The sequence below is a fragment of the Microbacterium sp. 1S1 genome, from assembly GCF_008271365.1.
Taxonomy (GTDB): Bacteria; Actinomycetota; Actinomycetes; order Actinomycetales; family Microbacteriaceae; genus Microbacterium.
In genome coordinates, this window is record NZ_CP043430.1 from 3300338 (window position 1) to 3326445 (window position 26108).

Below are 26108 nucleotides of genomic sequence, written 5' to 3' on the forward strand. Positions count from 1 at the left end.
GGACTCGACAACGTTAGGCAGGAGGCCGCGTTGTCGCGGAATCGGGATGTCACACGGCGTCACAGCCGCGCGGGAAGTGGGTCAGTCGAGCTCTTCGATGCCCTGCAGCCGCACCTGTTCGAGGTCGAGACGGGCGGAGATGCGGCGCACGACCATGTCGTCCACGGTGCCCGCGCCGCGGAGCCCGAGCAGCACCTCGCGCTTGCGGTCGAGCAGCGCCAGCTTGAGGCGGGTGTGCTCCTCGTGCCGCACGAGCGGCGAGCGCTGGGCGAGGTCGACGTCGGCGGACGTCGCGATCATCTGCAGCGTCGTGCCGTCCGTCGCCTCGGGGTCGGGGGCGGTCCCTGCCGACACGGCGATGTCGCCCGCTCCGTCGTCGCCGCGCGTCTCTCCCCCGGTCCCGTACGGGTCCGGCTGGCCGAGCATCTCGTCCAGAGCGTCGGCCTCCGCGTCGATGCGCGCCTGTTCGCGCGCGAGCGTCCGCGCGTTCGCGAACTCCAACGCCTGGTAGCCCTCGGCGCGGACACGGTCGCGCACCTCCTGACCGATGCCGTGTTCGGCCGCGAGGTCGTCGAGTGCGGCCAGGGCGGCTCCCGAGATCGCACGCTCGGCGAGCTCGTACTCCTCGTCCTCGGCGTGATCGACGGGGAACCGCGCCCAGCGCACGAGCGCCGGCAGGAGGGGCGCCTGGACGAGGAGGCTGAGCAGGATCACCCCGGCGGTGACGAAGACGATCTCGTCGCGACCGCCCACGACGCTTCCTTCGGAGACACCCGCCGGCACGGAGAGCGCGATCGCGAGGGACACGGCGCCGCGCATGCCGGCGACCGTGGAGACGAGACGCGCCCGGGACCGGGCGCCACGCGGGGGGCGTTCCGCGGGACGGCGCTGGAAGAGGGCGTTGAGCAGTTGGAACACGTACCGCACCGCGAACAGCGTCACCCAGACGGCGAGCGTGACGAGCACCAGGCGGCCGATCGCGGCGGCGGAGATCTCATGCGCGACGAACTGCACCTCGAGGCCGATGAGCACGAACAGCGCCCCGTTGAGGAGGAAGACACCGAACGGCCAGGCGGCGTCGGCCTGGCGGCGCGAGGCCGCCGTCGTCACGCGCGGCGAGACCCAGGCGACGATGAGCCCGGCGACGACCACGGCGAGCACGCCGGACGCGTGGACCAGTTCGGCGACCAGGAACGCCGAGAACGGCACGAGCAGCAGCGTGACATTGATCACGATGGTCGAGGACATCCGTCGGAGCAGCAGTGTGGCCAGGGACGCGACGGCGATGCCTGCAGCGATCCCGCCCACGTACGACACCAACACGTCCCACGTGACCGAGAGCGGCGTCACCTGGCCGCCCAGGGCGAGCGACACCGCGATGGCGTAGAGAACGAGCGCGGTGCCGTCGTTGGTCAGACTCTCCGCCTTCAGCTTCATGAACATCCGGCGCGGCAGCAGCCGTCCGAGGGCGGCGACGGCCGTGGCATCGGGCGGCGCGACCGCGGCACCCAGGATGAGCGCGATCTCCCAGGGCATGCCGAACAGCACCCCGATGCCGGCAACCGCGAACGCGGAGGCGACGACGAGGAGGGTGCTCATCGGCACGATGTAGCGGAAGTCACGGCGGATCGACCGCAGCGACGTGGTGAGACTCTCCCAGAACAGCATCACCGGGAGGAACAGCAGCAGGACCGTCTCCGGCGGCAGCTGGACCTCGCGCAACGGCGGGATGAACCCCAACAGCAGGCCGAGGATGACGAGGACGAGGGGCAGCGCGAGACGCACGCGCGGGGCGATCAGGGTTCCGACGAGGATCGTGAGTCCGAGCAGGACGGTTACTTCAAGGCCTTCCATCGCTACTCCCAACAGTCGTGGGAGAAGGATATTCCTCCGTCAGCCGATCTGCTCCGTGAGTTCGAACCAGCGCAGCTCCAGCTCCTCGATTTCGGCCTCCTGCGCCGTGATCGCCTTCATCCGCTCGCCGAGGCCCTCGTAGTCGGACTGGTCGTGGTCGGCGAGGGCGTGCTTGGCTGTGTCGACCTGCTGCGTGAGCTTCTGGATGCGCCGTTCCAGGGCGGCCGCCTCCTTCTGCGCCGCGCGAAGAGCCGCGCCGTCGAGACCGCCCGCTGCGGGGGCCGACGCCGCCGTCGAGGTCGCCGGGACACTCTCGACGCGCTGCCGCAGACGAAGGTACTCGTCGACGCCGCCGGGGAGATGCCGCAGGCGCCCCGCGCCGTCCGGACCGGGAAGGATTGCGTACTGCTGATCCGTCACCCGCTCCAGGAAGTACCGGTCGTGGCTCACGACGAGGAGCGTGCCCGACCAGGAGTCGAGGAGGTCCTCGATCGCGGCGAGCATGTCGGTGTCCATGTCGTTCGTGGGCTCGTCGAGGATGAGCACGTTCGGCTGGTCGAGCAGCACGAGCAGCAGTTGCAGCCGACGCTGCTGGCCACCGGAGAGGTCCTTCACCGGAGTCGAGAGCTGGGCGGACGAGAATCCGAGCCGCTCGAGCAGCTGCCCGGGGGTGAGGTCCTGCGCCTTCGACCCCGCACCGAGCGTGTACGAGGTGCGCAGACCGGAGATGACCACGCGCACGGGGTCGTTCCAGTGCGGGAGGAGTTCGTCGAGGCGCTGCGTGAGCGTGCGCACCTGCACGGTCTTGCCCCGCTTGATCCGGCCCTCCGTCGGCTCGATCGTGCCGGAGATGAGCCCGAGGAGGGTCGACTTCCCGGCACCGTTCACGCCGAGGATGCCCGTGCGCTCGCCCGGGGCGATCCGCCACTCCACGTCTTTCAGCACGGTCTTCCCGCCGGCCCCTGAGCCTGCCTGGCCCCCTGAGCCTGTCGAAGGGTACGTGACCCCCACATCGAGCAGATCGACGACGTCCTTGCCGAGCCGGGAGACGGCGAGGGACTGCAGCGAGACCTTGTCCCGGATCTCCGGCACGTCGGCGATGAGCTCGTTGGCGGCGTCGATGCGGAACTTCGGCTTGCTCGTGCGGGCCGGGGCGCCGCGGCGCAGCCAGGCGAGCTCCTTGCGCGCGAGGTTCTGCCGCTTCGCCTCGGTCGCCGCAGCCATCCGGTCGCGCTCCACCCGTTGCAGGATGTAGGCCGCGTAGCCGCCCTCGAAGGGCTCGACGATGCGATCGTGCACCTCCCACGTCTCGGTGCAGATCTCGTCGAGAAACCACCGGTCGTGAGTCACGACGAGGAGAGCGCCGGCGTTCGCGGGCCAGCGCTTCTTGAGGTGCCCGGCGAGCCACGTGATCGCCTCGACGTCGAGGTGGTTCGTCGGCTCATCGAGAGCGATGACGTCCCAGTCGCCGGCGAGCAGCTTCGCGAGCGATACACGGCGGCGCTGACCGCCGGAGAGGGAGCCGATCTGCGCGTCCCACGGCAGGTCGGTCAGCAGCCCCTCGATCACATCGCGCACCCGGGCGTCGCCTGCCCACTCGTGCTCGGCCATGTCTCCGACGACGGCGGCACCGATCGTGATGTCGTCGGGGAGTGTGTCGGCCTGGTCGAGTACGCCGATGCGGGTGCCGCCGCGAACCGTCACCCGCCCCGAGTCCGGTTCCTTCGTTCCGGCGAGCATGCCGAGGAGGCTCGACTTGCCGTCGCCGTTGCGGCCGACGATGCCGATGCGGTCGCCCTCCTCGATGCCGAGGGTCACGGCGTCGAAGACGACGCGGGTCGGGTATTCGAGGTGCAGGGCTTCGGCCCCGAGAAGATGTGCCATGTCCTCTCCAGGGTAGCCGCGCCGGACGGTCGCCCGGTCAGACGAGGGACGGGGCGAAGAGTTCCGGTAGTGCGGCGGTGAAGACCTCGAAGTGGCTGTACCAGACGGTGTGGGCGGCGCCGGGGATGCTGCGCACCGTCACCCCGCCATGCTCGAACCGCCGGGCATCTTCGTCGGTGACCCAGGCGCTGGGCTCCGCGCGGACGACGATGGAGCCGGGCGCGGCGGTCCAATGGCCGTCGGCACCGCAGGAGACCGAGGCCGCCGTCGGCGGGTCGAACCGCTCGGCCGCCCGCGCCTCGACCGTGGCGTCATCCATCGAGTAGAACGGGCGCAGGCGGCGGAGCTCAACCGGCGACATCCGTGCGCGGCGGTCGTGCTCGTACTGCGACACGAGGGCAGCACGATCGTTGTGGCCCTGGAGGGCGAGCGGCGCGTCGACGTAGACCGCGAGGCCGGGGTCGAGGCGGGGAGCGGCGGCGGCGAGCACCGTGGCCCCGAACGAGTGCCCGACGGCGACGGCGAGCGGGGCGTGGTCCTCGGTGACGCGGGCCGCTTCCGTGGTGCGGCGGTGCCGCGCGAGGGTCTCGACGACGGCGTCGGCCGCCGTCTCGATCGTGAGCTCCGGATCACGCGGCGAGAGGCCGTGGCCGGGCAGATCGAGCGCGAGGACGCGGAAGCCGCGCTCCACGAGCAGCGGGACCACACGGTGCCAGCTCTCGGCGGACCCCATCATGCCGTGCAGCAGCACGGCGACGCGGTCGCCCTCCCCGGCTTCGATGACGTTCAGGAGCACGGAGCCAGTCAACCACGGTCGTTATCCTTTCGTGATACGACTTTCGGCCAGATTCCTTCGAAGCTTCGTTCGAATGTCGGTGGTCGGTGCTGGACTGACGTCATGCCCGCACTGCTCGATGCGACCGACTCCCAGATGGCGACGCTCGCCGATCTGGTGGCGGGGCTGGAAGCGGCGGAGAAGACACTGAGCAGCATGCACGCGGCTCGCGACGGGCTTCTCGCGATGGCGGGGCGCCTTGCGGTGGAGATCGCCCGCCAGGCCCGGCATCCGGACGGCGGCGACATGGCGATCCGCACGGTCGCCGCGGAGATCGGAGCGGCACAGCGGGTCAGCGACCGCACGATCGAGCGGCGGATGTCCCATGCCTCCTGGCTGGTCGAGCGGTTCCCCGCCGTCTGGGAGGCCCAGGGCGCCGGGCGGATCAGCGCCGCACACGCGCGGCTGATCGTGGCGGCGGGTGCTCATCTCGATGACCCGGACGACCGCTCGCGCTTCGCGACGGAGGCGATCGAGGTGGCCGCTGCGGAGTCTCCGAACCGGATACGCCGACTCGTGCGCCGACTGGCCGATCGCTTCCAGGAACGCTCGCTCGTCGAGCGACACCGCGACGCCAGGGAGCTGCGCCGGGTTTGGGTGACCGATCTGGATGACGGCATGGCTGAGCTCGGTGCGCGTGGACCGGCTGCCCTCGTGCACGGCATGTACGACCGGCTCTCCCAGATGGCGCATGCCGTGCGGGAGGAGAACGCGCGGGCTCGTCGTCGGGAGACGGAGGAGAGCGCCCTCGACGATAGGACCGTGGATCAGCTCCGCGCCGATCTGCTGACCGACCTCGTCCTGACGGGCGCTCCGGCCGGGCACGACACGGAAGAAGGACTGCTCTCGGAGCTTCGGGCGCGCGTCGAGGTCACGGTGCCGGTGCTGACGCTGATGCACGGCGAGCGGAAGGAGGCAGCGGACGGCACCCCGATCCTCCCCGCGGAGCTGGACGGGGTGATCCCGATCGACCCGGTCACGGCTCGCCGACTGGCCGGCGCGGCGAGCGGCTGGGATCGGGTGCTCACCCATCCGATCAGCGGCGCACTGCTGGCCGTCGACCGATACCGCCCGGGCGAGGGTCTCCGCCGGCATCTGCGGGCCCGCGATCAACGATGCCGCTTCCCCGGCTGCGGCCTCACGCCGCGGAAGTGCGACCTCGACCACAATCACGACGCGGCGCTCGGCGGAGAGACCGTGCACGACGACCTCGCGACCTTTTGCCGCCGGCATCACATGCTCAAGCACCACTCCCCCTGGCACGTCAAGCAGGGGCCAGGCGGTGTTCTGGAATGGACGAGCCCCACCGGCCGGACCTCCATCGACCGACCGCCGCCTCCGCACACCGTGACCTTCGCGCAAGAACCCTCCTGGTCTCCCACCGACAGCCCTAGAGTGGAGGGCATGTCGAGCCCCGAATCAGACAGGTCGGGGGCTGCCGGTCACACCGTCAGCCCCGTGAACCACTGATCCCTTCGTTCGCCCTTTCGGCGGACACGCGCCGGTGACCCGGGCGCTGACCGTGGTGACGAGAAGCACACCTCTCCCCTCTCACCTCGGAGCACTCGATGCCTTTCCCTCTCTATGCCCTTGCCCTGGCGGTCTTCGTCATGGGCACCTCGGAGTTCATGCTCGCGGGACTCGTCCCCGCGATCTCGCATGAGCTCGACGTCCCGGTCGGTTCGGCCGGCCTCCTCACCTCCGCCTTCGCCGTCGGCATGGTCATCGGCGCGCCCGCCATGGCCGCGTTCGCGCGCGGCTGGCCACTGCGACGCACGCTCGTCGGCTGCCTCGCGCTCTTCGCCGTGTGCCATGTCGTCGGCGCGATGACCTCCGTGTTCGAGCTCCTGCTCGCCACGCGGGTGCTCAGCGCCCTCGCGAATGCGGGCTTCCTCGCCGTCGCCCTGCGCACGGCGACCCTCCTCGTCCCCCGCGAGCGCACGGGGCGGGCGCTCGCGGTGCTGCTCTCCGGGACGACCATCGCGACGATCACCGGCGTCCCTGCGGGTGCCGTCCTCGGCAGCGCGCTGAGCTGGCGGGCGACGTTCGCCGCGGTGGCACTGCTCTGTCTCCCCGCGCTGGTCGGAATCCTCCGCGGCGTGCCGAAGACGATCCAGCACACGAGGCTCGGCGCGACCACGTCGCCGCCCGTGACGGCGCCCACCCCGGCACCGTTCCTCCGAAACACTCCGTCCCTGCGTACCGAGCTCGCGCTCCTGGGGACACCCCGCCTCGCCCTCGCGATGACCCTGGCGGCCCTGGTGAACGCGGGGACGTTCGCGGTCTTCACCTTCCTCGCGCCGATCGTCACCGAGATCGCCGGTCTCCCCCGAGCTGCGGTCCCCCTCGCCCTGGTCCTGTTCGGTCTCGGCTCGTTTCTCGGTGTGACCATCGCGGGTCGATTCTCCGATCATCACACCGGGTCGCTGCTCGCGGTCGGCGCGCCGCTGCTCCTGGGCGGCTGGATCCTCCTCGCGGCGGTCGCATGCCAGCCCGTCGCGCTGCTGATCCTCGTCTTCGTGCAGGGCACGCTCTCGTTCGGCGTCGGGAGCACCCTGGTCGCCCTCGTGCTCTCCACCGCCGCCGGCGCCCCGACCATGGGAGGGTCGTACGCGACGGCTGCACTGAACCTCGGCGCCGTGATCGGACCGGCGTGCGCCGCGTGGACGCTCGCGAACGGCGCGGACCCCCTCTCCCCCGTCACGGTCGCCGCCGCCCTGACGACGACGGCCCTCGCCCTCGGTCTGATGACACGACGCCTCCGCTCCGTGAGCTGACGGCAGGAGGCGGCCGAGCCCTGACAACGGCGACGAGCCGCCCGGACCCGAAGGTCCGGACGGCTCGTCGTGTCGGACGTCCGCGGGGGACGCGGACGGTCTCGCTTCTTCTTACTCGTACGACTTCACGATCTCGAGGAGGCTTGGGACGTTGGCGTAGGCCTCGGCCGCGTTCTCCTTCGTCACGATGATCGGGTCGAGCAGGTAGGACGGGACGATCTTCTCGCCGTTGTCGTACTGCTCGGTGTCGTTCACGTCGACCTCCTCGCCCTTCTGGAGCTGGCCGACCATCTTGATCGACTGCTCGACGAGGAGCGTGGTGTCCTTGTTGATCGTGGAGTACTGGACGCCCTCCATGATCGACTTCACCGACTCGACCTCGGAGTCCTGACCCGTGACGACCGGGACCGGCTTGCCGGCCTGCTGCACCGAGGTGATGATGGCGCGGGCGAGCGTGTCGTTGGGCGAGAGTACGCCGTCCAGGACCGTGTCGCCGCTGTACGAGCCGGTGAGCAGCGTGTCCATGCGGTTCTGCGCGTTCTCCGCCAGCCACCCCTCGGTCGCGGTCTGGGCGATCTCGGTCTGGCCCGACACGACCTTCAGCGTCCCGTCGTCGATCTTCGGCTGCAGCACATCCATGGCGCCGTCGAAGAACACCGCGGAGTTGGCGTCGTCCGGCGAGCCCGAGAAGAGCTCGATGTTGTACGGCGCCTCGTGACCCGCGCGCTCGGCGAGCCCGTCGAGGAGCGCCTGACCCTGAAGCTGACCGACCTTGAAGTTGTCGAAGGCGACGTAGTAGTCGACGGCCTCGGTGTTCTCGATCAGACGGTCGTACGCGATGACGTAGGCGCCGGCATCCTTGGCGGCCTGCACCTGCGTGGCGAGCTGCTTGCCGTCCTTCGCGCCGATGATGATGACCTTGGCGCCGTTCGACACCATGGCCTGGATCTGGTTCTGCTGCTCCGCGACCGTGTTGCTGGCCGGCGCGTACTGCACGTCGGCCTTGAACCCGGCCTCCTCCAGCCCGTCGGTGAACAGCTTGCCCGCGAGGACCCAGTTCTCACTGGTCTTGTCGGGCAGGGCGACACCGATCGTGGCGTCGGCGGCGAAGCCCGAGGACTCCTCCTCGCCCGAGCCCGAGCCGGTGTCCCCGCCCCGCTGCGAGGAGCAGCCGGTGAGGGCGAAAGCGCCTGCGACGACAAGCGCTGTCGCCGACAGAAGAATCTTCTTCATGTGATCTCTTTCTCTGTGGTGTGCGTGGGCCGCGTCGCCTCTGCGGTGCGCGACTCGACCCTTACTTTCCGCGCGTCTCCTCGACGGCGGGGGCTTCGTACTTCTGGCTGGTGGGGTAGTTGGCCTTGGTCGGATCGAACGTGTCGGTCATGGGGTCCTGCTTGCGGCCGAAGCGGCGCGTGAGGAAGCCGATGATCGACGGCCGACCCTGCTGCTTGTTCCACACGTCGATACCGACCGCGAAGAGGAGCACGAGACCCTTGATCATGGCGACGACGTCGGCACCCTGGCCGAGCAGGGCGAGGCCGTTGTTGAGGAACGCCATGACGAGACCACCGATGATCGAGCCGATCACGGTGCCGATACCGCCGGACACCGCCGCGCCGCCGATGAACACCGAGGCGATCGCGTCGAGTTCCCAGCCGGTGCCGTCGTTCGGGCCGGAAGCCTGGGAGCGGGCGACGAAGATCATGCCGGCGAGAGCGGCGAGGACCGACATGTTCATCATGACGAAGAAGTCGACCCAGCGGTCCTTCACGCCCGACAGTCGCGCGGCCTGACGGTTGCCGCCGACCGCGTAGATGTGGCGACCGAAGACCGTGTTGCTCGTGATGAACGAGTAGATGATGACGAGGGCGAGCAGGATGAGGCCGGGAACAGGGAAGCTCGTGCCGGGGCGACCGGTGGCGAACATCCAGCCGGCGGCGAGGACCACGATCGACAGCAGCGTCACCTTCACGGCGCTCACCCACACGGGTGCGCTCTCCGAGCCCATCTTGTGCTGCACACGACGCGTGCGGATCTCCCAGAAGACCAGCCAGGCCACGCCGAGCAGCGCCAGGATCATGGTCGGCACGTTGAAGGGCAGCGGCAGCGCGATCTCCGGCAGGTAGCCGGTGCCGATGTACTGGAAGCCCTTGGGCACGGGAATGGTCTGCGCATCACCGATGAACTGCTGCGCGCCGCGGAAGAACAGCATGCCCGCCAGCGTCACGATGAATGCCGGCACTCCGACGTAGGCCACCCAGAATCCCTGCCAGGCGCCGACCAGCACGCCGACCCCGAGTCCGAGGAGGATCGCCAGCGGCCAGGCGAGCTGCCAGTCCGCCATCGACTTCGCCACGATGATCCCAGTGAACGCCGCCACCGAGCCCACAGACAGGTCGATGTGCCCCATGATGATGACCATCACCATGCCGATCGCCAGGATCAGGATGAACGAGTACTGGTTGATGACGTTGATCAGGTTCCCCGGCGTGAGCGTGGCACCCGCCGGGTTCCGCAGCACCGTCAGGATCTCGAACAGCAGGATGATGACGATCAGGCTGCCGAGGATGCCGAACTGGCGGAGCGTGGAGGTGCCGCCGCCCCCGAACATCTTCGTGATGTCCTTGAAGTGGAAGCCGCGCTTCGCGGTGGTCGAGTCGGTGGTCATGCGGTTGCTTTCTGGGTCGCGGAGGTCATGCTGCGCATGAGGTCCTCGGGGGTCGCCTGGTCGGCCGGGATGCAGTCGGTGACCCGGCCTTCGAACACGGTGTAGATGCGGTCGGAGATGCCGAGGAGCTCGGGCAGCTCACTGGAGATGACGATCACGCCCTTGCCCTGCGCGGCGAGCTCGTTGATGATCGCGTAGATCTCGTACTTGGCCCCGACGTCGATGCCGCGGGTGGGCTCGTCGAGGATCAGCAGATCGGGGTCGGTGAACATCCATTTCGCCAGCACGACCTTCTGCTGGTTGCCGCCGGACAGCTTGCCGACGCCCTCCTCGACCGAAGGGGTCTTGATGCGCAGCGCCTTGCGATAGCGCTCCGCCACCGAGAACTCCTCGCGGGAGTCGACGACGCCGTTGTGCGCGATCTTGGAGAGCTTCGCCGCGACGATGGACCGCTTGATGGTGTCGAGCAGGTTGAGCCCGAGCACCTTGCGGTCCTCGCTCACGTACGCGAGCCCGTGCTTGATCGCGGCTGCCACGTCGGGGAGCTCGATCTCCTGGCCGTCCTTGACGAGGGTGCCGGAGAGGAACGTGCCGTAGGAGCGGCCGAAGATGCTCATCGCCAGCTCGGTGCGGCCGGCGCCCATGAGGCCGGCGATGCCGACCACCTCGCCACGCCGGACGTTGATGTTCGACCCCTTCACGACCATGCGCTCCGGCACGGTGGGGTGCTGCACCCACCAGTCCTTGACCTCGAAGAAGACCTCGCCGATCTCGGGCGTGCGGTCGGGGTAGCGACTCTCCAGCGATCGGCCGACCATGCCGCGGATGATGCGGTCCTCATTGATCTCCCCGCGGGAGATGTCCAGCGTCTCGACCGTGCGACCGTCGCGGATGATCGTGATCTCGTCGGCGATCTGCTCGATCTCGTTGAGCTTGTGGCTGATCATGATCGACGCGATCCCCTTGGCCTTGAGGCCCAGGATCAGGTCGAGGAGGTGCTGCGAGTCGTTCTCGTTGAGCGCCGCGGTGGGCTCGTCGAGGATGAGCAGCTTGACGTCCTTGTTGAGTGCCTTGGCGATCTCGATGAGCTGCTGCTTGCCGACGCCGAGCGTCTTGATCGGCACATCGGGGTCTTCGTCCAGGCCGACGCGGGCGAGCAGCTCGATCGTGCGCTCCTTCTGCGCCTGCCAGTCGATGCGCCCGAAGCGACGGATCTCGTTGCCCAGGAAGATGTTCTCCGTGACGGAGAGCTCCGGGATGAGGGCGAGCTCCTGATGGATGATGACGATGCCGGCCTGCTCGCTGGCCGCGATGTCCCTGAAGCGCTGCTCTTCGCCGTACAGGAGGATCTCGCCGTCGTAGGTGCCGTACGGGTACACCCCCGAGAGGACCTTCATCAGCGTCGACTTCCCGGCACCGTTCTCGCCGCAGATCGCATGGATCTCGCCGGCACGGACGGTGATCGAGACGTCGGCGAGCGCCTTGACTCCGGGGAACTCCTTGGTGATGCGGCGCATCTCCAGGATCGGGCCTGACACGGTCGGCAACGTTGCTGTGGTGCTCACGGATCTTCCTCGCGACGTGCGGTCACCTTCGATGTGACCGTTCACATCGGTATATCGTCGTCTTCCGCGGGAGCGGTGTCAAGTCCGCGGCGTGTTTTCGTGTCGCTACCGTGATGCAGCGGATTCGCGAGCCCGCACGAGAGTCTGCAGCGGACCGAAGGCGGGGGTCTTCTCCCCACGGATCTCGGCGAGGAGGATCCGGACGGCGCGCCGCCCGAGCTCGGGGAAGTCCTGATGCACGGTGCTCAGCGTCGGTGCCACGTGCGCCGCGACCGGGATGTCGTCGAAGCCGATCACGCTCACATCGTGCGGGACGCGCACACCGGCGTCCCGGAAGCCGTGCAGGAGTCCGATCGCCATGAGGTCGTTCGCCGCGAACACCGCCGTGAAATCGCGCCGGAGGGAGAGTTCCTTGCCCGCGAAGTATCCGAAGTCCGCGGTCCAGTCACCACGGATCGGGGGGAACGTCGGCAGATCGGCGTCGCGGAGGGCGTCGAGATACCCACGCATCCGGGACTCCGCCTCGATCCAGTCCTGCGGTCCGGCGAGATGGAGGATGTCACTGTGCCCCAGGGCGATCAGGTGCTCCGTCGCCGCCTTCGCGCCTGCGACCTGGTCCGCCGACAGGCTCACGCCGTCGGATCCGGACGCCGTCTGCAGGGTGACGAACGGCATCGTGACGTTCATGCCGCGCAGGACATGGAAGACGCGAACCTGCGGCGCGAGCACCACGATGCCGTCGACCTGCTCGCGTTCGAGCTGCCGCACGGCATTGCCGATCGCCTCCGGGGTGGTCGCTGGGAGGTTGAGCGTGGAGACCGAGTAGCCCTCCTCCCGCGCCGCATCCTCGATCCCCGCGATGGAGGACGTCGGCCCGAACTCGCCGATCGTCGCGGAGAGGATCCCGAGCATGTTCGACTTGCTCGTCACGAGCGCCCGCGCCGCGAGGTTGGGTCGGTAGTCGAGCACGGCGATCGCGTCGAGCACCTTCGCTTTGGTCTCGGGGCGGATGCTCGGATGGTCGTTGAGCACGCGGGAGACCGTCTGGTGTGAGACGCCGGCGAGGCGGGCGACGTCCCGGATGCTCGGCATGCGGGCACGCTCGGAGGACGTGGACATCCAGCCTCCTCGCGTGTGCACGGTCACATGACTACTTCATTATGTCTGCCATGAGCCGCGGGATGCACCTCGACCGCGCGCACGCTCCTCGCCAGTCGACCGCGAGGGAATCGGGCGGGTTCAGCCGATGATGCGGGCTCCCGGCACGGCGCCGTGCACGTGCAACGGATCGAGACCGTCCTCGCGGAGCGCCGTCTGCGCCGCCTGCGCGGACTCGGGATCGGCGCAGAGGAGGGCCACGGTCGGCCCCGACCCGGACACGAGACCGTGCAGCGCACCGGCCGAGACCCCGCGTTCGATGGTCTGCGCCAGATCCGGTCGCAGGTCGAGCGCGGCCGCCTGGAGGTCGTTGTGGAGCGCGTCGGCAAGCTGCCAGGCGTCTCCGGTGCGCAGCGCCTGCAGCACCGGGATCGGCACGTCGAGGGACAGCGGCGGGTCGTCGGCGAGCGCCCCCTCGTCCTCCCGGAGCTCGTCGAGCCGGGCGTAGACGGCGGGCGTGGACAGCCCCTCGTCGCTCGTCACGAGAAGCCAGTCGAAACGGCCGCGGGCGAGAGCCGGGTTCAGCTGATCCCCGCGGCCGGTGCCGACGGCCGTGCCGCCATGCAGCGCGAAGGGGACATCGGCACCGAGCCGCGCGGCGAGGTCGTGCAACCGCGCGGCCGAGAGTCCCGTACCCCACAGCGCGTCGCAGGCGACCAGGGCCGCCGCCGCGTCCGCCGAGCCGCCACCCATACCACCGGCCACCGGAACGCTCTTGCGGATCTGCAACGCGACGCCGCCGCGGTGATCGGTCGCCGTGGCCAGCAGTTTGGCCGCCCGCATCGCGAGGTTCCGGTCGTCGAGCGGGACCGAGCCGTCGTCCTCCACCCCCGACACGGTGATCGAGAAGTCGTCGGCCTCCCGGGCGATCACGTCCTCGTAGAGCGACACCGCTTGGAAGACCGTCGCGAGCGCGTGGTAGCCGTCGTCGTGGCGCCCGCCGACGCCGAGGTAGACGTTGATCTTCCCCGGCGCGCGCACGTGCACGGACCCGGAGGACGCGGCGAGGCTCATGGCAGGGTCACAGGTCCGACGAGGTCGCCCACAGGTTCACGTCGATGGCGCCGGCGAGCTCGTCGATGCGGCGGAGCTCCTCGTCGGTGAAGGCGGGACCGTCGAGGGCGGCGAGGTTCTCGTCGAGCTGCTTCGTGCGCGACGCGCCGATGAGCGCCGAGGCGACGACCGGTGTGCGCAGAGTCCACTGCAGTGCGAGCTGCGCGAGCGACTGCCCCCGGCCCTGCGCGACCTCGTTCAGCGCACGGAGCGTCTCGACCGCTTCGTCGGTCAGCTTGCCCTTCGGCAGCGAGCCGCGCTGCTGCGCGCGCTCGGCCGTGCCGTCGCCGAGGTACTTGTCGGTGAGGAGGCCCTGGGCGAGCGGGGTGAAGGCGATGGCGCCGAGACCCGACTCCTCCAGCGTCTGCGTGAGGCCGTCCTCGATCCAGCGGTTGAGGATCGAGTACGCCGGCTGGTGGATGACGAGCGGCGTTCCCAGCTCCTTCGCCACGGCGACGGCCTCGGCCGTGCGCTCCGCGCTGTACGAGGAGATGCCGACGTACAGCGCCTTGCCCTGGCGGACCAGGGTGTCCAGAGCGCCGACCGTCTCGGCGATCGGGGTGACCGGGTCGACGCGGTGCGAGTAGAAGATGTCGACGTAGTCCAGCCCCATGCGGGTGAGGGACTGCTCGGCGCTCGCGAGGATGTACTTCCGGCTCGCGTAGTCGCCGTACGGTCCGGGCCACATGTCCCAGCCGGCCTTGGACGAGATGATCAGCTCGTCGCGGTACGGCCGCAGGTCCTCCGCGAAGATGCGGCCGAAGTTCTTCTCGGCCGAGCCATAGGGCGGGCCGTAGTTGTTCGCGAGGTCGAAGTGCGTGATCCCGTGGTCGAACGCGTGGCGAAGGAGCGCGCGCTGATTGTCGAGAGGGATGTTGTCGCCGAAGTTCCACCAGAGCCCGAGCGAGATCGGCGGCAGATAGAGGCCGGAGGAACCGACCTGACGGTAGGCGAACCGTCCGTAGCGGCCCTCGTCGGCAGCGTACGGGCGGTGCAGCTCGGGGACATCGGGGCGGAAGCGGGGGGAGTCGGTCACCGTGCCAGATTAGCCGCTGACGCCGGATCCCTCGATCGCCGTTGCGTGGTGGGCGATCCGCTGGTAGTCATCGACCGTGAGGTCCTCGCCGCGGGCGGTCGGCGCGACCCCGGCGGCGGTCAGCACCTCCGTCGCCGCGGCGGAGCTGCCGAAGACCCCGGACAAGGCCTGCCGCAGCATCTTGCGGCGCTGGTTGAAGGCCGCATCGACGATCGCGAAGGTGCGGCGACGCTCCTCGTCCGAGCCGCGCTCCCCCTCGGAGCGGTCGAATCCCACGAGGAGGCTGTCCACGTTCGGCACCGGCCAGAACACCTGTCGCGAGACGTTCCCGGTGAGCTTCCACTCGCCGTACCAGGCAGCCTTGACGCTGGGCGAGCCGTAGATCTTCGACCCCGGCTTCGCGGCCAGGCGCTCGGCCACCTCGGCCTGTACCATCACGACGCCGCGCTGCAGGTACGGGAACGTCTCGAGGAGATGCAGCAGGACCGGCACGGACACGTTGTACGGCAGGTTCGCGACGAGCACCGTCGGTTCCCCTGGCAGCTCGGTCACGCGGAGGGCGTCGGCGTCGACCACCGTCAGCATCCCCTCCGGCACGCCGTGCTCCGCGGCGGTCCGCGGCAGGCGAGCGGCGAGGCGGTGGTCGATCTCGACCGCGGTGACCGCGGCGCCCGCCTCGAGGATCGCCAGCGTCAGGGATCCGAGTCCGGGGCCGACCTCGACCACCCGCTCCCCCGGCTGCACGCGGGCGGCCTGGACGATCTTGCGGACGGTGTTGGCGTCGACGACGAAGTTCTGCCCGAGCTTCTTGGTGGGGGTGACTTCGAGCTCGGCGGCCAGGCGGCGGATCTCGGTGGCCCCGAGCAACGTGACGGTCATGGTCCCATTCTCCCGGATGACGGAGGTTCTCCGGAGCGGGGGGGCGGGATCCTGGGCGGGTTCCTCGGCGATGTCTGCGATCATCGCTATCCTTCGGGGATGCCCTCCCTCGGTGAACTGATCGCTCCGCGGCGCCTGGGCAGGGACTTCCGCTGGCTGCTCGCGTCGTCGTGGACGAGCAACGTCGGCGACGGCGTGGCCTTGGCCGCCGCTCCCCTGCTCATCGCGTCATTGACGTCGTCGCCCATCCTCGTGGCGGCCGGAGCCATCCTCCAGTTCCTGCCCTGGCTGCTGTTCGGGCTGCACGCCGGGGCCATCGCCGACCGGTTCGACCGCCGTCGACTCGTCATGACCGCCAACGCGGCGCGGGCCGTGGTCCTCGCGGCGCTCTGCGTCTTCCTCGTGACCGGCACCGCCAACATCGGGATCGTGCTGGCCGTGGCGTTCCTCTACGGCACGGCGGAGGTGTTCGTCGACACGGCAGGGAGCACGCTGCTGCCCATGCTCGTGAAACCGGCCGACCTGGGCATCGGGAACGCGCGGCTGCAGGCGGGCTACCTCGTCGCGAACCAGTTCGCCGGTCCGCCGCTGGGAGCGTTCCTCTTCGCCGCCGGGAGCGCGTGGCCGTTCCTCGTCGAGGTGCTGTGCGTGACGCTCGCGATCGTCCTGGTCTCCCGGATGGCGCGCACCCCCGTCCCGCCGCGGGACGTCGACACCCATCCGCCGGTGCACACCGACATCGCGGAGGGTCTGCGCTGGCTGTGGCGCAACCCGCCGGTGCGCATGCTCGTGCTCATCATCCTCGTCTTCAACGTGACCTGGGCCGCCCCCTGGGGTGTGCTCGTGCTCTACGCCACCGAGCACCTGCAGATGGGGCCGGTGGGCTACGGCGCCCTCACCACCGCCTCCGCGGCGGGCGGGATCCTCGCGACGCTGAGCTTCGGGTGGCTGGAGCGGCACGTGTCCTTCGCGACCCTGATGCGCGTCGTCCTCTCGCTGGAGGTGCTCATGCACCTCGCGTTCGCCCTGACCACCACGGGCGCGGTCGCCCTCGTCATCATGTTCTTCTTCGGCGCGTATGCCTTCGTGTGGGGCACGATCTCCACGACCGTCCGGCAGCGTCTCGTCCCGGCCGCGCTCCAGGGGCGCGTGGCTTCGGTCAACATGGTCGGGGTCTTCGGTGGCATGGTCGTCGGTCAGGCCCTCGGCGGCGTCATCGCACAGACCTGGGGATTGACGGCCCCCTGGTGGTTCGCATTCGGCGGGGCGGCGATCACGCTGCTGCTCGTGTGGAAGCCGATCTCCCATATCGTCAGCGCGAAGCCGGTCGCCGAGACGGGGCCGGAGGACGTCGAGCCGGAGGATCAGTCGGCGAACGAGCCGTAGACCCGCAGCGTGTTCTCGGCGAGCTGCGCGGAGAGCTCGTCCACATCCAGGTCGAGCTCCGCGGCCAGGAAGCGCACGGTGATCGGCACGAGGTAAGGCGCGTTCGGCCGGCCCCGCAACGGCACCGGCGTGAGGAACGGCGCATCCGTCTCCACGAGGAGACGGTCGAGCGGCGTGACCTTGAGGGCATCCCGCAGGTTCTGCGCGTTCTTGAACGTCACGTTCCCGGCGAAGGACAGGTAGTACCCGGCGTCCGCGCACACGCGGGCCATCGCGTCGTCGCCCGAAAAGCAGTGGAACACGGTGCGTTCGGGAGCGCCGACCCGCGTCAGCGTCTCCACCACCGCGTCATGTGCATCCCGGTCGTGGATCTGCATCGCGACGCCGTGCTTCTTGGCGAGGGCGATGTGCGCCTCGAACGAGGCGAACTGCGGACCGCGGCGCTCCGGCTCGGTGCGGAAGAAGTCGAGTCCCGTCTCGCCGATGGCCCGAGTGCGCGGATGGGCGGCGAGTTCGTCGATCACCGCGAGGGCTTCGTCGAGGCGGCCCTCCTCGGCGTAGGTCGGAGCGTCGTTCGGGTGGATGGCCACGGCGGCGAGGACGCGGGGGTCGGAGGCGGCGGCCTCCACCGCCCAGCGGGACGACTCGATGTCGCCGGACGCCTGAACGACGCCCGCGATGCCGACCGCCTCGGCCCGGTCGAGCTGGGTCTTGAGCGACAAGGGCTGCTCACCATCAGCGATCTCGAGATGCGCGTGGTTGTCGTACACGGGCACCGCGAGCGGCTCCGGGGCCGCCGGATACGTCCGGTCCTTGCGCCCGTCGCCCGAGCGTTCGCGCACGTAGGTCTCCGCCATGCTGTCCCGCCCCCGGATATCAGGCCGTGGACTCCACGCGCGGGAACAGCGGCGCGAGGCCGTTGACGCTCGTGCCCGGCTTCAGCAGGCCCCAGGCTCCCGCCTCGCGGATGGGCTGGTCCTGCAGACGACCGAGGGTCTCCGCGGCACCGAGCGCGATCCACAGCTTCTCGGTGGACTGCGGCATGACCGGCGACAGCAGCACGGCGAGCGCGCGCAGGCCCTCGGCGCACGTGTAGAGCACGGTGCCCAGGCGCTCTCGCTGGTCCTCGTCGCGGGCGAGCGCCCACGGCTCGTTCTCCGTGATGTACCCGTTCAGCGCGTCGACGATGGTCCAGATCGCGGAGATCGCCTCATCGATGCGGAACTGGCCGATCGCGGCGTCCGCCTTCGTCGCGGCGTCCGCGACGATCTTCTGGATCGCGAGGTCAGCGTCCGTGTACCCGGCCGCCGGCGGCACGACGCCCTCGAAGTACTTCTCGATCATCGCGGTCGTGCGAGAGGCGAGGTTGCCGAAGCCGTTCGCGAGCTCGGCCTGATAGCGGGCGGAGAGGTCCTCCCAGGAGAACGAGCCGTCCTGACCGAACGCGATCGCGGACAGGAAGTAGAAGCGGTAGGCGTCGGAGCCGAAGACGTCGGTGATCTCGGTCGGCGCGATGCCGGTGAGCTTCGACTTCGACATCTTCTCGCCGCCGACCAGCAGCCAGCCGTGCGCGAACACACCCTTCGGCACGTCGAGCCCCGCCGCCATCAGCAGCGCAGGCCAGATGACGGCGTGGAAGCGGAGGATGTCCTTGCCGACGACGTGGTAGGCGGGCCAGCGGCGCGCGAACGTCTCCTCGTCGGAGCCGTAGCCGACGGCCGTTGCGTAGTTGAGCAGCGCGTCGACCCACACGTAGATGACGTGCGACTCGTCCCACGGCAGCGGGATGCCCCAGTCGAAGGTCGAGCGGGAGATCGAGAGGTCCTTGAGACCCTGGCTCACGAACGACACGACCTCGTTGCGCGCCGAGTCAGGGCGCACGAAGTCGGGCTCGGTCTTGTAGAGCTCGAGCAGGCGGTCCTGGAACTCGCTGAGCTTGAAGAAGTAGTTCTTCTCCTGCAGCAGCTCCAGCGGCTTGGAGTGGATGGCGCAGACCTTCAGCCCCTCGAAAGGCCCCGTGCCGTCGACGATCTCGGACTCCGGCTTGAACTCCTCGCAGCCCACACAGTAGAGCGCCTCGTACTCGCCCGCGTAGATGTACCCGCGGTCGTAGAGCCGCTGGAAGAACGTCTGCACGTTGGTCTCGTGCCGCTCCTGCGTGGTCCGGATGAAGTCGTCGTTCGCGACGTCGAGGGTCTTGAGCAGCGGGAACCAGCTCTCGCTGACGAGCTTGTCGACCCACTCCTGCGGGGTGACGCCGTTCGCGGCCGCCGCCCGCAGCATCTTCTGACCGTGCTCGTCCGTGCCGGTGAGCATCCAGGTGTCGTCGCCCGCCTGGCGGTGCCACCGTGCGAGGGTGTCGACGGCCACCGTCGTGTACCCGTGACCGATGTGGGGCACATCAGAGGGGTAGTAGATGGGCGTGGTGATGTAGAAGGAGTCGCCAGCGGGCATGGGGACAATTCTAGGTGCCCCCATGCCCGTGGTTACGCCGCGCGGCCCGTCAGAGGCCATTGCGGCGGGCGACCTCGCCGAGCCAGGCCAGCGAGGGCTTCGGGAACCGCTCGAAGGTCTCGTGGTCGAAGCCGATGAGACCGAAGGTCGGCCGGAAGCCACTCGCCCATTCGTAGTTGTCCAGCGCGCTCCAGTGCTGGTAGGCGCGGACCTCGATGCCGTCGCTGATGGCGCGATGCAGCCCCTCCAGCGCTCCCTGCGTGTAGGCGATGCGCCGGGTGTCGTCGGCCGTCGCGATGCCGTTCTCCGTGACGAGCACCGGAACACCGCCGCTGCGCTCCCACGCGCTGCGCACGCCCAGCTCGAGGGCCTCGGGGAAGAACTCCCAGCCGGTAAGCGTCGTCTCCACATCCGGCGACACGGGAAGCGGTCCTTCCGGGCCGATGAAGGTGCGGGTATAGGCCTGCACGCCGACGAAGTCGTCGCCGGCGGACTGCTCCAGGTACCAGTGGTCGCGCGGGTCGCCGTACGCGGCGAGCATCTCGTCCGCGCCGGGCTCGCCGGTGGAGTGGAACGCCTGGGTCGCGATCGTCCAGCCCGCCTGTACGCCCGGTACCGTGTGCAGGATCTCGGACGCGCGCCGGTGGGCCGTCAGCAGGGTGTCCGCGACGCCGAGGTCCGGGTTCGGCAGGCCGTAGGCGACGAGGTTCGCCGCGTCCTCTCCCCCGGCGAGCATCGCCGCGATGTTCGGCTCGTTGATCGTGCACACGTAGCGCACGCCGTCGAGGATCGGCAGCACGGTCTCGACGTAGCGGGAGAACAGGTCGACCGCGTCGTCCGCACGCCAGAAGCCGTCCTTCTGGAACCACTGCGGCACCGTGAAGTGCATGAGGGTGACCGTCGGGTCCAGCCCGTTCTCCCTGGCGGTGTCGATCATGCGGCGATAGTGGTCGAGCATCGCCCGGGAGATGAAGCCGCGTTCGGGCTCGATCCGCGCCCACTCGACCGAGAAGCGGTAGGAGTTCAGCCCCGCCTCGGCGAGCAGGCGCATGTCCTCCGGGTAGCGGTGGAAGTGGTCGGCGGCGTCACCGGAGGGCTCGACCATGGGCGAGTCGGGGGCGTGTTCCATCGCCCACCAGTTGCTCGTGGTGTTGTTGCCCTCCACCTGATGGGCGGCGGTCGCGGCGCCCCAGAGGAAGCCGTCGGGGAATGCGAGCACGGATGCGCTCCTCTCTCTTTCTTGCAGTCGTTCGGCGCGCGTCAGCGGGCGCGGGCCGGGTTCGGCACGGCGTCGAGGAGCTCGACCGTGTACGGGTCCTCCGGATGCTGCAGCACCTGGGAGGTCTCGCCCCGCTCGACGACGCGGCCGCTGTTGAGCACGAGGATGTTCTCGGTGACCAGACGCGCGCTCAGTAGATCGTGGGTGATGTAGAGCATGCTGATGCCCCACCGTTCGCGAAGGTCCTCCAGCAGCGCGAGCACACCGGCGCGGAGCGAGACGTCGAGCATCGACACCGGCTCGTCCGCGATGAGCACCTGCGGGTCGCTCGCGAGCGCCCTGGCGATCACCACGCGCTGCCGCTGCCCGCCGGAGAGCTGGTGCGGCAGCTTGGCCGCGAACTGCTCGACGGGCGTCAGACCCACCGTCTCCAGCAGCTCGAGGACGCGGGCCCTGGCCTCGGCACCGCGCAGCCGCGTGTAGTTCACGACCGGGCGGGTGAGGGCGTATTCGACGGTGTGCAGCGGGTTCAGGGCCGCATACGGGTCCTGGAACACCATCTGCACGTCCTTGCGGAGGTCGCGGAGTCCGCGCCGCTTCAAGGACGCGACGTCGGTGTCGCCGAAGCGGATGCTTCCGGAGGTCGGCTTCTCGACCCCGGTGAGCATCTTCGCGATGGTCGACTTGCCCGAGCCGGAGGCGCCGACCAAGGCCAGCGCCTCTCCCGGCTCGAGGCGGAAGGACACGTCGTCGACCGCGACGACGGGGTCCTGACCGCGGCGCGGTGCCGGATAGCGCTTGGTCACGCGGTCCACGACGATCGCGGCATCGGCCCGGCGGGCGTCCCGCGGCGACACGGTCGGCAGGGTCTCGGTGACGTCCGTGCGGCTGCGGCCCTCCCGACGCCGAGTGCCGAGGTCGACGAACCCGGGGATCTCGATCTTCTCGGCCCGCGGGTCGGCGTAGTGGCTGAGCAGCATCCGGGTGTACTCGTCCTGCGGACGGTGCAGGATGTCCTGGCTCGGCGCGTCCTCCACGATGCGCCCCTCGTGCATCACCATCACCCGGTCGGTCGCCTCGAGGACGATGCCCAGGTCGTGGCTGATGAGGATCGCGGTGAAGTGCTCCGACCGCTGCAGCTCCTGGATCGTGTCCATGACCGCGTGCTGGACGAGCACGTCGAGGGCTGTGGTGGGCTCGTCGAACACCATCAGCTGGGGTTCGAGCGAGAGGGCGAGGGCGATCGAGGCGCGCTGTCGCATGCCGCCGGACAGCTCCCCGGGATACCGGTCGAGCACCTGCGGCTTCAACCCCACTTTGCCGACGAGCTCGCGTGCGCGGGCCTGGCGATGCTCCGCCGGCACGTGGCCGTGCGCGGCGAAGATGTCACGGAAGTGGTTGCCCACCGTGCGCACCGGGTTGAGGGCGTTCATGCCGGACTGCAGCACCATCGCGAAGCCGCCCTGCCGCTGGCGCCGCAGCTCTTCCGCGTCGAGCTCGCGGATGTCGCGGCCGTCGAACAGGATGCGTCCGCCGCTGATGCGAGCCGGCGGCTTCTGCAGCCGCGTGAGCGCGAAGCCCAACGTGGACTTACCTGAGCCGGACTCGCCGACGAGCCCGACGAACTCGCCGCGCCGGAGCGCGAACGACACGTCGCGCACGGCCGGCACCGGCTCCTGCCCCGGGGAGGCGTACTCCACGGACAGCGACTGGACGTCGAGGAGGATGTCGTCGTGCTCCATGGCGCTCATCGGCCCTTCCCTTCGCGGAGGCGCGGATTGGAGATGCCGTCCACGCCGAAGTTGATGAGTGTGAGGCTGAGCGCGAGCAGCGCGATGCACAGACCGGGCGCGAACAACAGCAACCACTGGCCCGTGAGCAGGGAGTTCGAGTTCTGCGCCCAGTAGAGCATCGTGCCCCAGGAGACGATGCTCGAGTCGCCGAGACCGAGGAACTCCAGGCCCGCCTCGGCGAGGATCGCCGCCGTCGCCGCCCCGAAGAGGGTGCCGGCGATGATCGAGGTCATGTTCGGCAGGATCTCGCGGAAGACGATGCGAGCCCTGCTGTCGCCGGAGAACTGGGCCGAGGTGACGAAGTCGTTGCCACGGAGGGATTGGGTCTGGCTGCGCAGCACGCGCGCACCCCAGGCCCAACCGGTCACGACGATCACGGCGATGATCATGAGGATGCCGCCGTTCTGCAGGTAGGCGGCGATCACGATCATCAGCGGCAGACCGGGGATCACGAGGAAGAGGTTCACGATGAATCCGACGACCTCGCCCGCGAAGCCGCGCATGTACCCCCAGCTCAGACCGATCAGCACGGCCACGATCGTGGAGAGGAGCCCGGCCGCGAATCCCACGAGCAGGCTGACCTGCGCGCCGTAGATGAGCTGGCTGAGCACGTCCTCCCCCGCGGCGGTCGTGCCGAGCCAGTGCTCCCACGAAGCGTCGGCATTGCGCGGGAATCCGTTCTCCTTCGGTCCGTACGGGGCCAGGAGCGGGGCGAACACGGCGACGAGCACGAAGAACGCGAGGAGGCAGAGGCCGATGCGGGCCTTGCCGTTCGACCACAGGGTGCCGACCATACGGCCGAAGGCGCGCCAGGGGCTGGGTGCCGCGATGCGGTCGGTGGGGACTTTGACGTTCATGGTGGTAGTCATCGGCGAGTCCTCGGGTCGAGAACCCCGTAGAGGATGTCCACGAGGAAGTTGGCGATGAGCACGCTCACGGTGATCATCAGGAAGAGCGCCTGCATGAGCGGGTAGTCCTGCCCGATCACGGCGTTGAACAGCAGGTAGCCGATGCCGGGGTAGCCGAACACCTGCTCGACGAGGATGGAACCGCCCACCACGCCGCCGAGCGTGAGCCCAAAGCCGGTGAGGTTGGGCAGGATCGCGTTGCGGGCGGCGTAGCGGAGCGCGATGGTGCGGCCGCGGAGGCCGTTCGCCTCGCCGAAGGTGATGTAGTCCTCGCCGAGAGTGTTGATCATCGCGTTGCGCATGCCGATGATCCAGCCGCCGAGCGAGGTGAGCAGGATCGTCAGGGCCGGGAGGAACGCGTGCCGGACGAGGTCGACGATGAAGTCCCAGGTGAACCCCGGGGTGGTCGTCGCCGAGTAGGCGCCGGTGGTCGGGAACCAGTGCAGCACGTAGCCGAGGAAGAACAGCAGCAGCAGCGCCGTCCAGAAGTACGGGAACGTGCTGAGGAACGACCCGGTCAGCGTGGGTAGCGAGTCCAGCCAGGTCCCGCGTCGCCACGCGGCCATCACTCCGATCAGCGTGCCGATGACGAACGCGAGGATCGTGACGATCCCGACGAGACCGAGCGTGTACGGCAGCGCGGTGGAGACCATGCTCGACACGGTCTGCGGATAGAACGTGTACGAGACGCCGAAGTCGAGCCTCACGACCTGGCCGAGGTACGCCACGTACTGGTCCCACACCGAGCCGGTCGGCACGCCGAGCTGCGCTTCGATCGCGGCACGGGTGGCGTCCGAGACCGGGCCGTTCTGGGAGAGCTTGGCGATCGCGGCGTCGGCGGGCGAGCCGGGCATCAGTCGCGGGAGGAAGAAGTTCAGGGTGATCGCCGCCCACAGGGTGAGCAGGAACAGGCCGATCTTCTGGAGGACGTACTTCACCGGTCTCCCCCGTCCGCTCGTTTCAGGTGCGTGAAGATCATCAGCGGTGCCGAATCGTAGTTCTGCGGGATCATGTACGGATCGTCCGCGGAGGGCCAGCCGGTGAACTTCGCGTCGTTGAACAGGCCCCAGATCCCGCCGTAGTACATGCCGATCACCGGCATCTCCTCATAGACGATGCTCTGCAGCTCGTGCACGATCTCGGTCTGCCGCTCGGGGTCGATGGTCGCCCGGTACTCCTCCAGGAGGGCGTCGGCCTCCGCAGAACGGTAGCGCTGGAAGTTGTTGGTCGTGACCTCCCCCGCCGGCACGTAGAAGTCGCTGGAGAGCAGGCTGTTGTACGCCTGGTAGACGTCACCGTTGCCCATGCCGCCGATGGCCATCTCGAAGTCGCCGGTGCCGATCGCGCTCTGGTAGCCCGCGGGCTGCGGGAGCTTGAGCGACACCTTGACCCCGACGTCCGCGAGCTGGCGCTGCACGGTCTGGGCCGCGCGGGTCCAGTCCGAGAACCCGTTGGCGGTGGTCAGCGAGAAGGCGAGCTGCTTCCCGTCCTGGCCGACGAGCTGGTCGCCCTGGAGCGTGTAGCCCGACTCGGCGAACGCCGCGAGCGCGGCGTCGCGGTCCTGCGCGAGCATGCCCTGATCCGGGATCTCCGGGTCGAGGTACTGCTCCTGGTTGGGCAGGATGAGCCCGGTCTGCCCGGCGGGTTCCATGTACCCCTCCGAGGCGGTCTCCGCGATCTCCTCCCGGTCGAGCGCGAGGGCGATCCCGCGGCGGACGTTCACGTCGTCGAACGGGGCGACCTCGAGATTCGGCACGAGCGAGATGACGCCGCCCGGCGGGAACCACCAGGTGTTGTCGGGACTCGCCGCGCCCCACGTGCCCTCGACGTCGGAGATGAACGAGTACGCCCAGTCGTAGCCGCGGGTCACGGTGTCGAGCTGGGTGTTCGTGGCGGGCAGGATGATGTGCTCGATCTCGATCTTGTCCGCTTGCCAGTAGTCCGGGTTGCGGTCCATCGAATACTGCTGGTCGTTGTAGTTGCCGAGCACGAACGGGCCGCTGCCGACCGGCTCCTCGTTCCGCCAGGTGGCCGGGTCCTTCACGTCGGCCCACAGGTGCTCGGGGACGATCATGGTCTGCCCGATGATCGAGAGCGACGGGGCGTCCTCCCCCTGCAGGTGGAAGATCACATCGTCGCCCTCGACCTCGATGCGGTCGATGTGCTGCCACGCGCCCTTGATGTCGAGCGAGGGCTCGTCCTTGATGAGCTGGAACGTGAAGGCGACGTCCTCCGGCGTGAGGGCTTCGCCGTCGCTCCATTCCACGTCATCGCGGACCGTCATGACGATCGTGCGGGCGTCGGGCTGCGTCCATGCGGAGGCCAGCCAGGGTGTGAGCTCGCCATCGAGCGGATTCACGAGGATGAGCGGCTCGTAGATCCACCGGGAAGCCGTCCGGGTGTTCGTGAGGTAGGGGTTGAAGTTCTGCGTGAAGAACGGATTGCCCTTGTCGGCGTTGATGAGCATCGTGTCGTCGCCGATCGACGGGTCGGGCTGCGAACTGATCTGGATGCTGCAGCCGCTGAGCGCGACCGCTGCCGCCGCGAGCCCCACGACGGCGGCGCGGCGCCAGCGTCGGAAGGTGTGCGTCTCTGCCACTGGATGACCTCATGTCGTCTCTGTCATGAAGGGCGCCCCG

At 69.1% G+C, this 26108-nt stretch carries 19 protein-coding genes and 1 pseudogene; 3 read left to right on the forward strand and 17 right to left on the reverse strand.

Annotated features, from left to right (window positions below; translation table 11 throughout):
* Positions 1-81: 81 nt before the first annotated feature.
* The 3 genes from FY549_RS15955 to FY549_RS15965 are packed head-to-tail and all read right to left on the reverse strand — an operon-like array spanning position 82 to position 4534.
* On the reverse strand, positions 82-1854 hold the full coding sequence (locus FY549_RS15955; RefSeq protein ID WP_149085846.1) for a Na+/H+ antiporter: 1773 nt from the start codon (positions 1852-1854) through the stop codon (positions 82-84).
* Positions 1855-1893: 39 nt separating this feature from the next.
* Positions 1894-3738, reverse strand: a complete 1845-nt coding sequence (locus tag FY549_RS15960; protein ID WP_149085847.1) for an ABC-F family ATP-binding cassette domain-containing protein — start codon at positions 3736-3738, stop codon at positions 1894-1896.
* A gap of 37 nt (positions 3739-3775) precedes the next feature.
* Entirely contained in the window at positions 3776-4534 is a 759-nt protein-coding gene (locus FY549_RS15965; protein ID WP_149085848.1) for an alpha/beta fold hydrolase, read from the reverse strand.
* A gap of 102 nt (positions 4535-4636) precedes the next feature.
* Between FY549_RS15965 and FY549_RS15970 the strand changes: the two genes are divergently transcribed.
* Both FY549_RS15970 and FY549_RS15975 read left to right on the forward strand, forming a co-directional pair.
* On the forward strand, positions 4637-6043 hold the full coding sequence (locus FY549_RS15970; RefSeq protein WP_149085849.1) for an HNH endonuclease signature motif containing protein: 1407 nt from the start codon (positions 4637-4639) through the stop codon (positions 6041-6043).
* Between the two features lie 98 nt (positions 6044-6141).
* On the forward strand, positions 6142-7350 hold the full coding sequence (locus FY549_RS15975; RefSeq protein ID WP_149085850.1) for a Cmx/CmrA family chloramphenicol efflux MFS transporter: 1209 nt from the start codon (positions 6142-6144) through the stop codon (positions 7348-7350).
* 111 nt (positions 7351-7461) lie between these two features.
* Here the strand turns inward: FY549_RS15975 and FY549_RS15980 are convergent, their stop codons facing one another.
* From FY549_RS15980 to rsmA, 7 genes and pseudogenes are all read right to left on the reverse strand, one after another.
* A complete protein-coding gene (locus tag FY549_RS15980) occupies positions 7462-8583 on the reverse strand; it encodes a sugar-binding protein (RefSeq protein ID WP_149085851.1) in 1122 nt (373 codons plus the stop codon).
* A gap of 61 nt (positions 8584-8644) precedes the next feature.
* Complete coding sequence (gene mmsB, locus FY549_RS15985) at positions 8645-10018, reverse strand: multiple monosaccharide ABC transporter permease (RefSeq protein WP_149085852.1); 1374 nt, start codon at positions 10016-10018, stop codon at positions 8645-8647.
* A pseudogene (mmsA, locus tag FY549_RS15990) lies at positions 10015-11496 on the reverse strand (multiple monosaccharide ABC transporter ATP-binding protein); the annotation flags it as partial. The pseudogene mmsA and the gene mmsB, both read right to left, overlap by 4 nt.
* Before the next feature lie 192 nt (positions 11497-11688).
* Entirely contained in the window at positions 11689-12702 is a 1014-nt protein-coding gene (locus FY549_RS15995) for a LacI family DNA-binding transcriptional regulator (RefSeq protein ID WP_149085853.1), read from the reverse strand.
* Between the two features lie 120 nt (positions 12703-12822).
* Entirely contained in the window at positions 12823-13755 is a 933-nt protein-coding gene (locus tag FY549_RS16000) for a 4-(cytidine 5'-diphospho)-2-C-methyl-D-erythritol kinase (RefSeq protein ID WP_149085854.1), read from the reverse strand.
* Positions 13756-13762: 7 nt separating this feature from the next.
* Positions 13763-14830: an L-glyceraldehyde 3-phosphate reductase gene (gene mgrA / locus FY549_RS16005; protein ID WP_149085855.1), complete on the reverse strand. Its 1068-nt coding sequence runs from the start codon at positions 14828-14830 to the stop codon at positions 13763-13765.
* Between the two features lie 9 nt (positions 14831-14839).
* On the reverse strand, positions 14840-15709 hold the full coding sequence (gene rsmA / locus FY549_RS16010) for a 16S rRNA (adenine(1518)-N(6)/adenine(1519)-N(6))-dimethyltransferase RsmA (protein WP_149085856.1): 870 nt from the start codon (positions 15707-15709) through the stop codon (positions 14840-14842).
* A gap of 99 nt (positions 15710-15808) precedes the next feature.
* Between rsmA and FY549_RS16015 the strand changes: the two genes are divergently transcribed.
* Complete coding sequence (locus FY549_RS16015) at positions 15809-17095, forward strand: MFS transporter (RefSeq protein ID WP_149085857.1); 1287 nt, start codon at positions 15809-15811, stop codon at positions 17093-17095.
* Here the strand turns inward: FY549_RS16015 and FY549_RS16020 are convergent.
* The 7 genes from FY549_RS16020 to FY549_RS16050 are packed head-to-tail and all read right to left on the reverse strand — an operon-like array spanning position 17074 to position 26068.
* The gene (locus FY549_RS16020; RefSeq protein WP_149085858.1) at positions 17074-17952 is read right to left on the reverse strand and encodes a TatD family hydrolase; all 879 of its coding nucleotides are present in this window, start codon (positions 17950-17952) and stop codon (positions 17074-17076) included. The two genes, FY549_RS16015 and FY549_RS16020, sit on opposite strands and share 22 nt — an antisense overlap.
* Positions 17953-17971: 19 nt before the next feature.
* Positions 17972-19549, reverse strand: coding sequence for a methionine--tRNA ligase (gene metG, locus FY549_RS16025; protein WP_149085859.1), 1578 nt, complete (start codon positions 19547-19549; stop codon positions 17972-17974).
* A gap of 49 nt (positions 19550-19598) precedes the next feature.
* Positions 19599-20768 carry a glycoside hydrolase family 1 protein gene (locus FY549_RS16030; protein ID WP_149085860.1) on the reverse strand — a complete coding sequence of 390 codons (1170 nt, stop codon included), beginning with the start codon at positions 20766-20768 and terminating at the stop codon, positions 19599-19601.
* A gap of 41 nt (positions 20769-20809) precedes the next feature.
* Positions 20810-22510, reverse strand: a complete 1701-nt coding sequence (locus FY549_RS16035) for an ABC transporter ATP-binding protein (protein ID WP_149086146.1) — start codon at positions 22508-22510, stop codon at positions 20810-20812.
* A gap of 5 nt (positions 22511-22515) precedes the next feature.
* Positions 22516-23430: an ABC transporter permease gene (locus FY549_RS16040; RefSeq protein WP_149085861.1), complete on the reverse strand. Its 915-nt coding sequence runs from the start codon at positions 23428-23430 to the stop codon at positions 22516-22518.
* Positions 23427-24407, reverse strand: coding sequence for an ABC transporter permease (locus FY549_RS16045; RefSeq protein WP_149085862.1), 981 nt, complete (start codon positions 24405-24407; stop codon positions 23427-23429). The genes FY549_RS16040 and FY549_RS16045 overlap by 4 nt, the downstream gene beginning before the upstream one ends.
* Positions 24404-26068, reverse strand: coding sequence for an ABC transporter substrate-binding protein (locus FY549_RS16050; RefSeq protein ID WP_149085863.1), 1665 nt, complete (start codon positions 26066-26068; stop codon positions 24404-24406). Before FY549_RS16050 ends, FY549_RS16045 begins: the two co-directional genes overlap by 4 nt.
* Positions 26069-26108: the final 40 nt, after the last annotated feature.

Excerpts from the sequence above, each read along its gene's own strand:
- FY549_RS15970 (WP_149085849.1), top strand. The coding sequence starts at position 4,637 with ATGCCCGCACTGCTCGATGCGACCGACTCCCAGATGGCGACGCTCGCC.
- FY549_RS15995 (WP_149085853.1), bottom strand. The coding sequence starts at position 12,702 with ATGTCCACGTCCTCCGAGCGTGCCCGCATGCCGAGCATCCGGGACGTC.
- rsmA (WP_149085856.1), bottom strand. The coding sequence starts at position 15,709 with ATGACCGTCACGTTGCTCGGGGCCACCGAGATCCGCCGCCTGGCCGCC.
- FY549_RS15955 (WP_149085846.1), bottom strand. The coding sequence starts at position 1,854 with ATGGAAGGCCTTGAAGTAACCGTCCTGCTCGGACTCACGATCCTCGTC.
- FY549_RS16015 (WP_149085857.1), top strand. The coding sequence starts at position 15,809 with ATGCCCTCCCTCGGTGAACTGATCGCTCCGCGGCGCCTGGGCAGGGAC.
- FY549_RS15980 (WP_149085851.1), bottom strand. The coding sequence starts at position 8,583 with ATGAAGAAGATTCTTCTGTCGGCGACAGCGCTTGTCGTCGCAGGCGCT.
- FY549_RS16020 (WP_149085858.1), bottom strand. The coding sequence starts at position 17,952 with ATGGCGGAGACCTACGTGCGCGAACGCTCGGGCGACGGGCGCAAGGAC.
- metG (WP_149085859.1), bottom strand. The coding sequence starts at position 19,549 with ATGCCCGCTGGCGACTCCTTCTACATCACCACGCCCATCTACTACCCC.
- FY549_RS16000 (WP_149085854.1), bottom strand. The coding sequence starts at position 13,755 with ATGAGCCTCGCCGCGTCCTCCGGGTCCGTGCACGTGCGCGCGCCGGGG.
- FY549_RS16035 (WP_149086146.1), bottom strand. The coding sequence starts at position 22,510 with ATGGAGCACGACGACATCCTCCTCGACGTCCAGTCGCTGTCCGTGGAG.
- FY549_RS15960 (WP_149085847.1), bottom strand. The coding sequence starts at position 3,738 with ATGGCACATCTTCTCGGGGCCGAAGCCCTGCACCTCGAATACCCGACC.
- mmsB (WP_149085852.1), bottom strand. The coding sequence starts at position 10,018 with ATGACCACCGACTCGACCACCGCGAAGCGCGGCTTCCACTTCAAGGAC.
- FY549_RS15975 (WP_149085850.1), top strand. The coding sequence starts at position 6,142 with ATGCCTTTCCCTCTCTATGCCCTTGCCCTGGCGGTCTTCGTCATGGGC.
- FY549_RS16040 (WP_149085861.1), bottom strand. The coding sequence starts at position 23,430 with ATGACTACCACCATGAACGTCAAAGTCCCCACCGACCGCATCGCGGCA.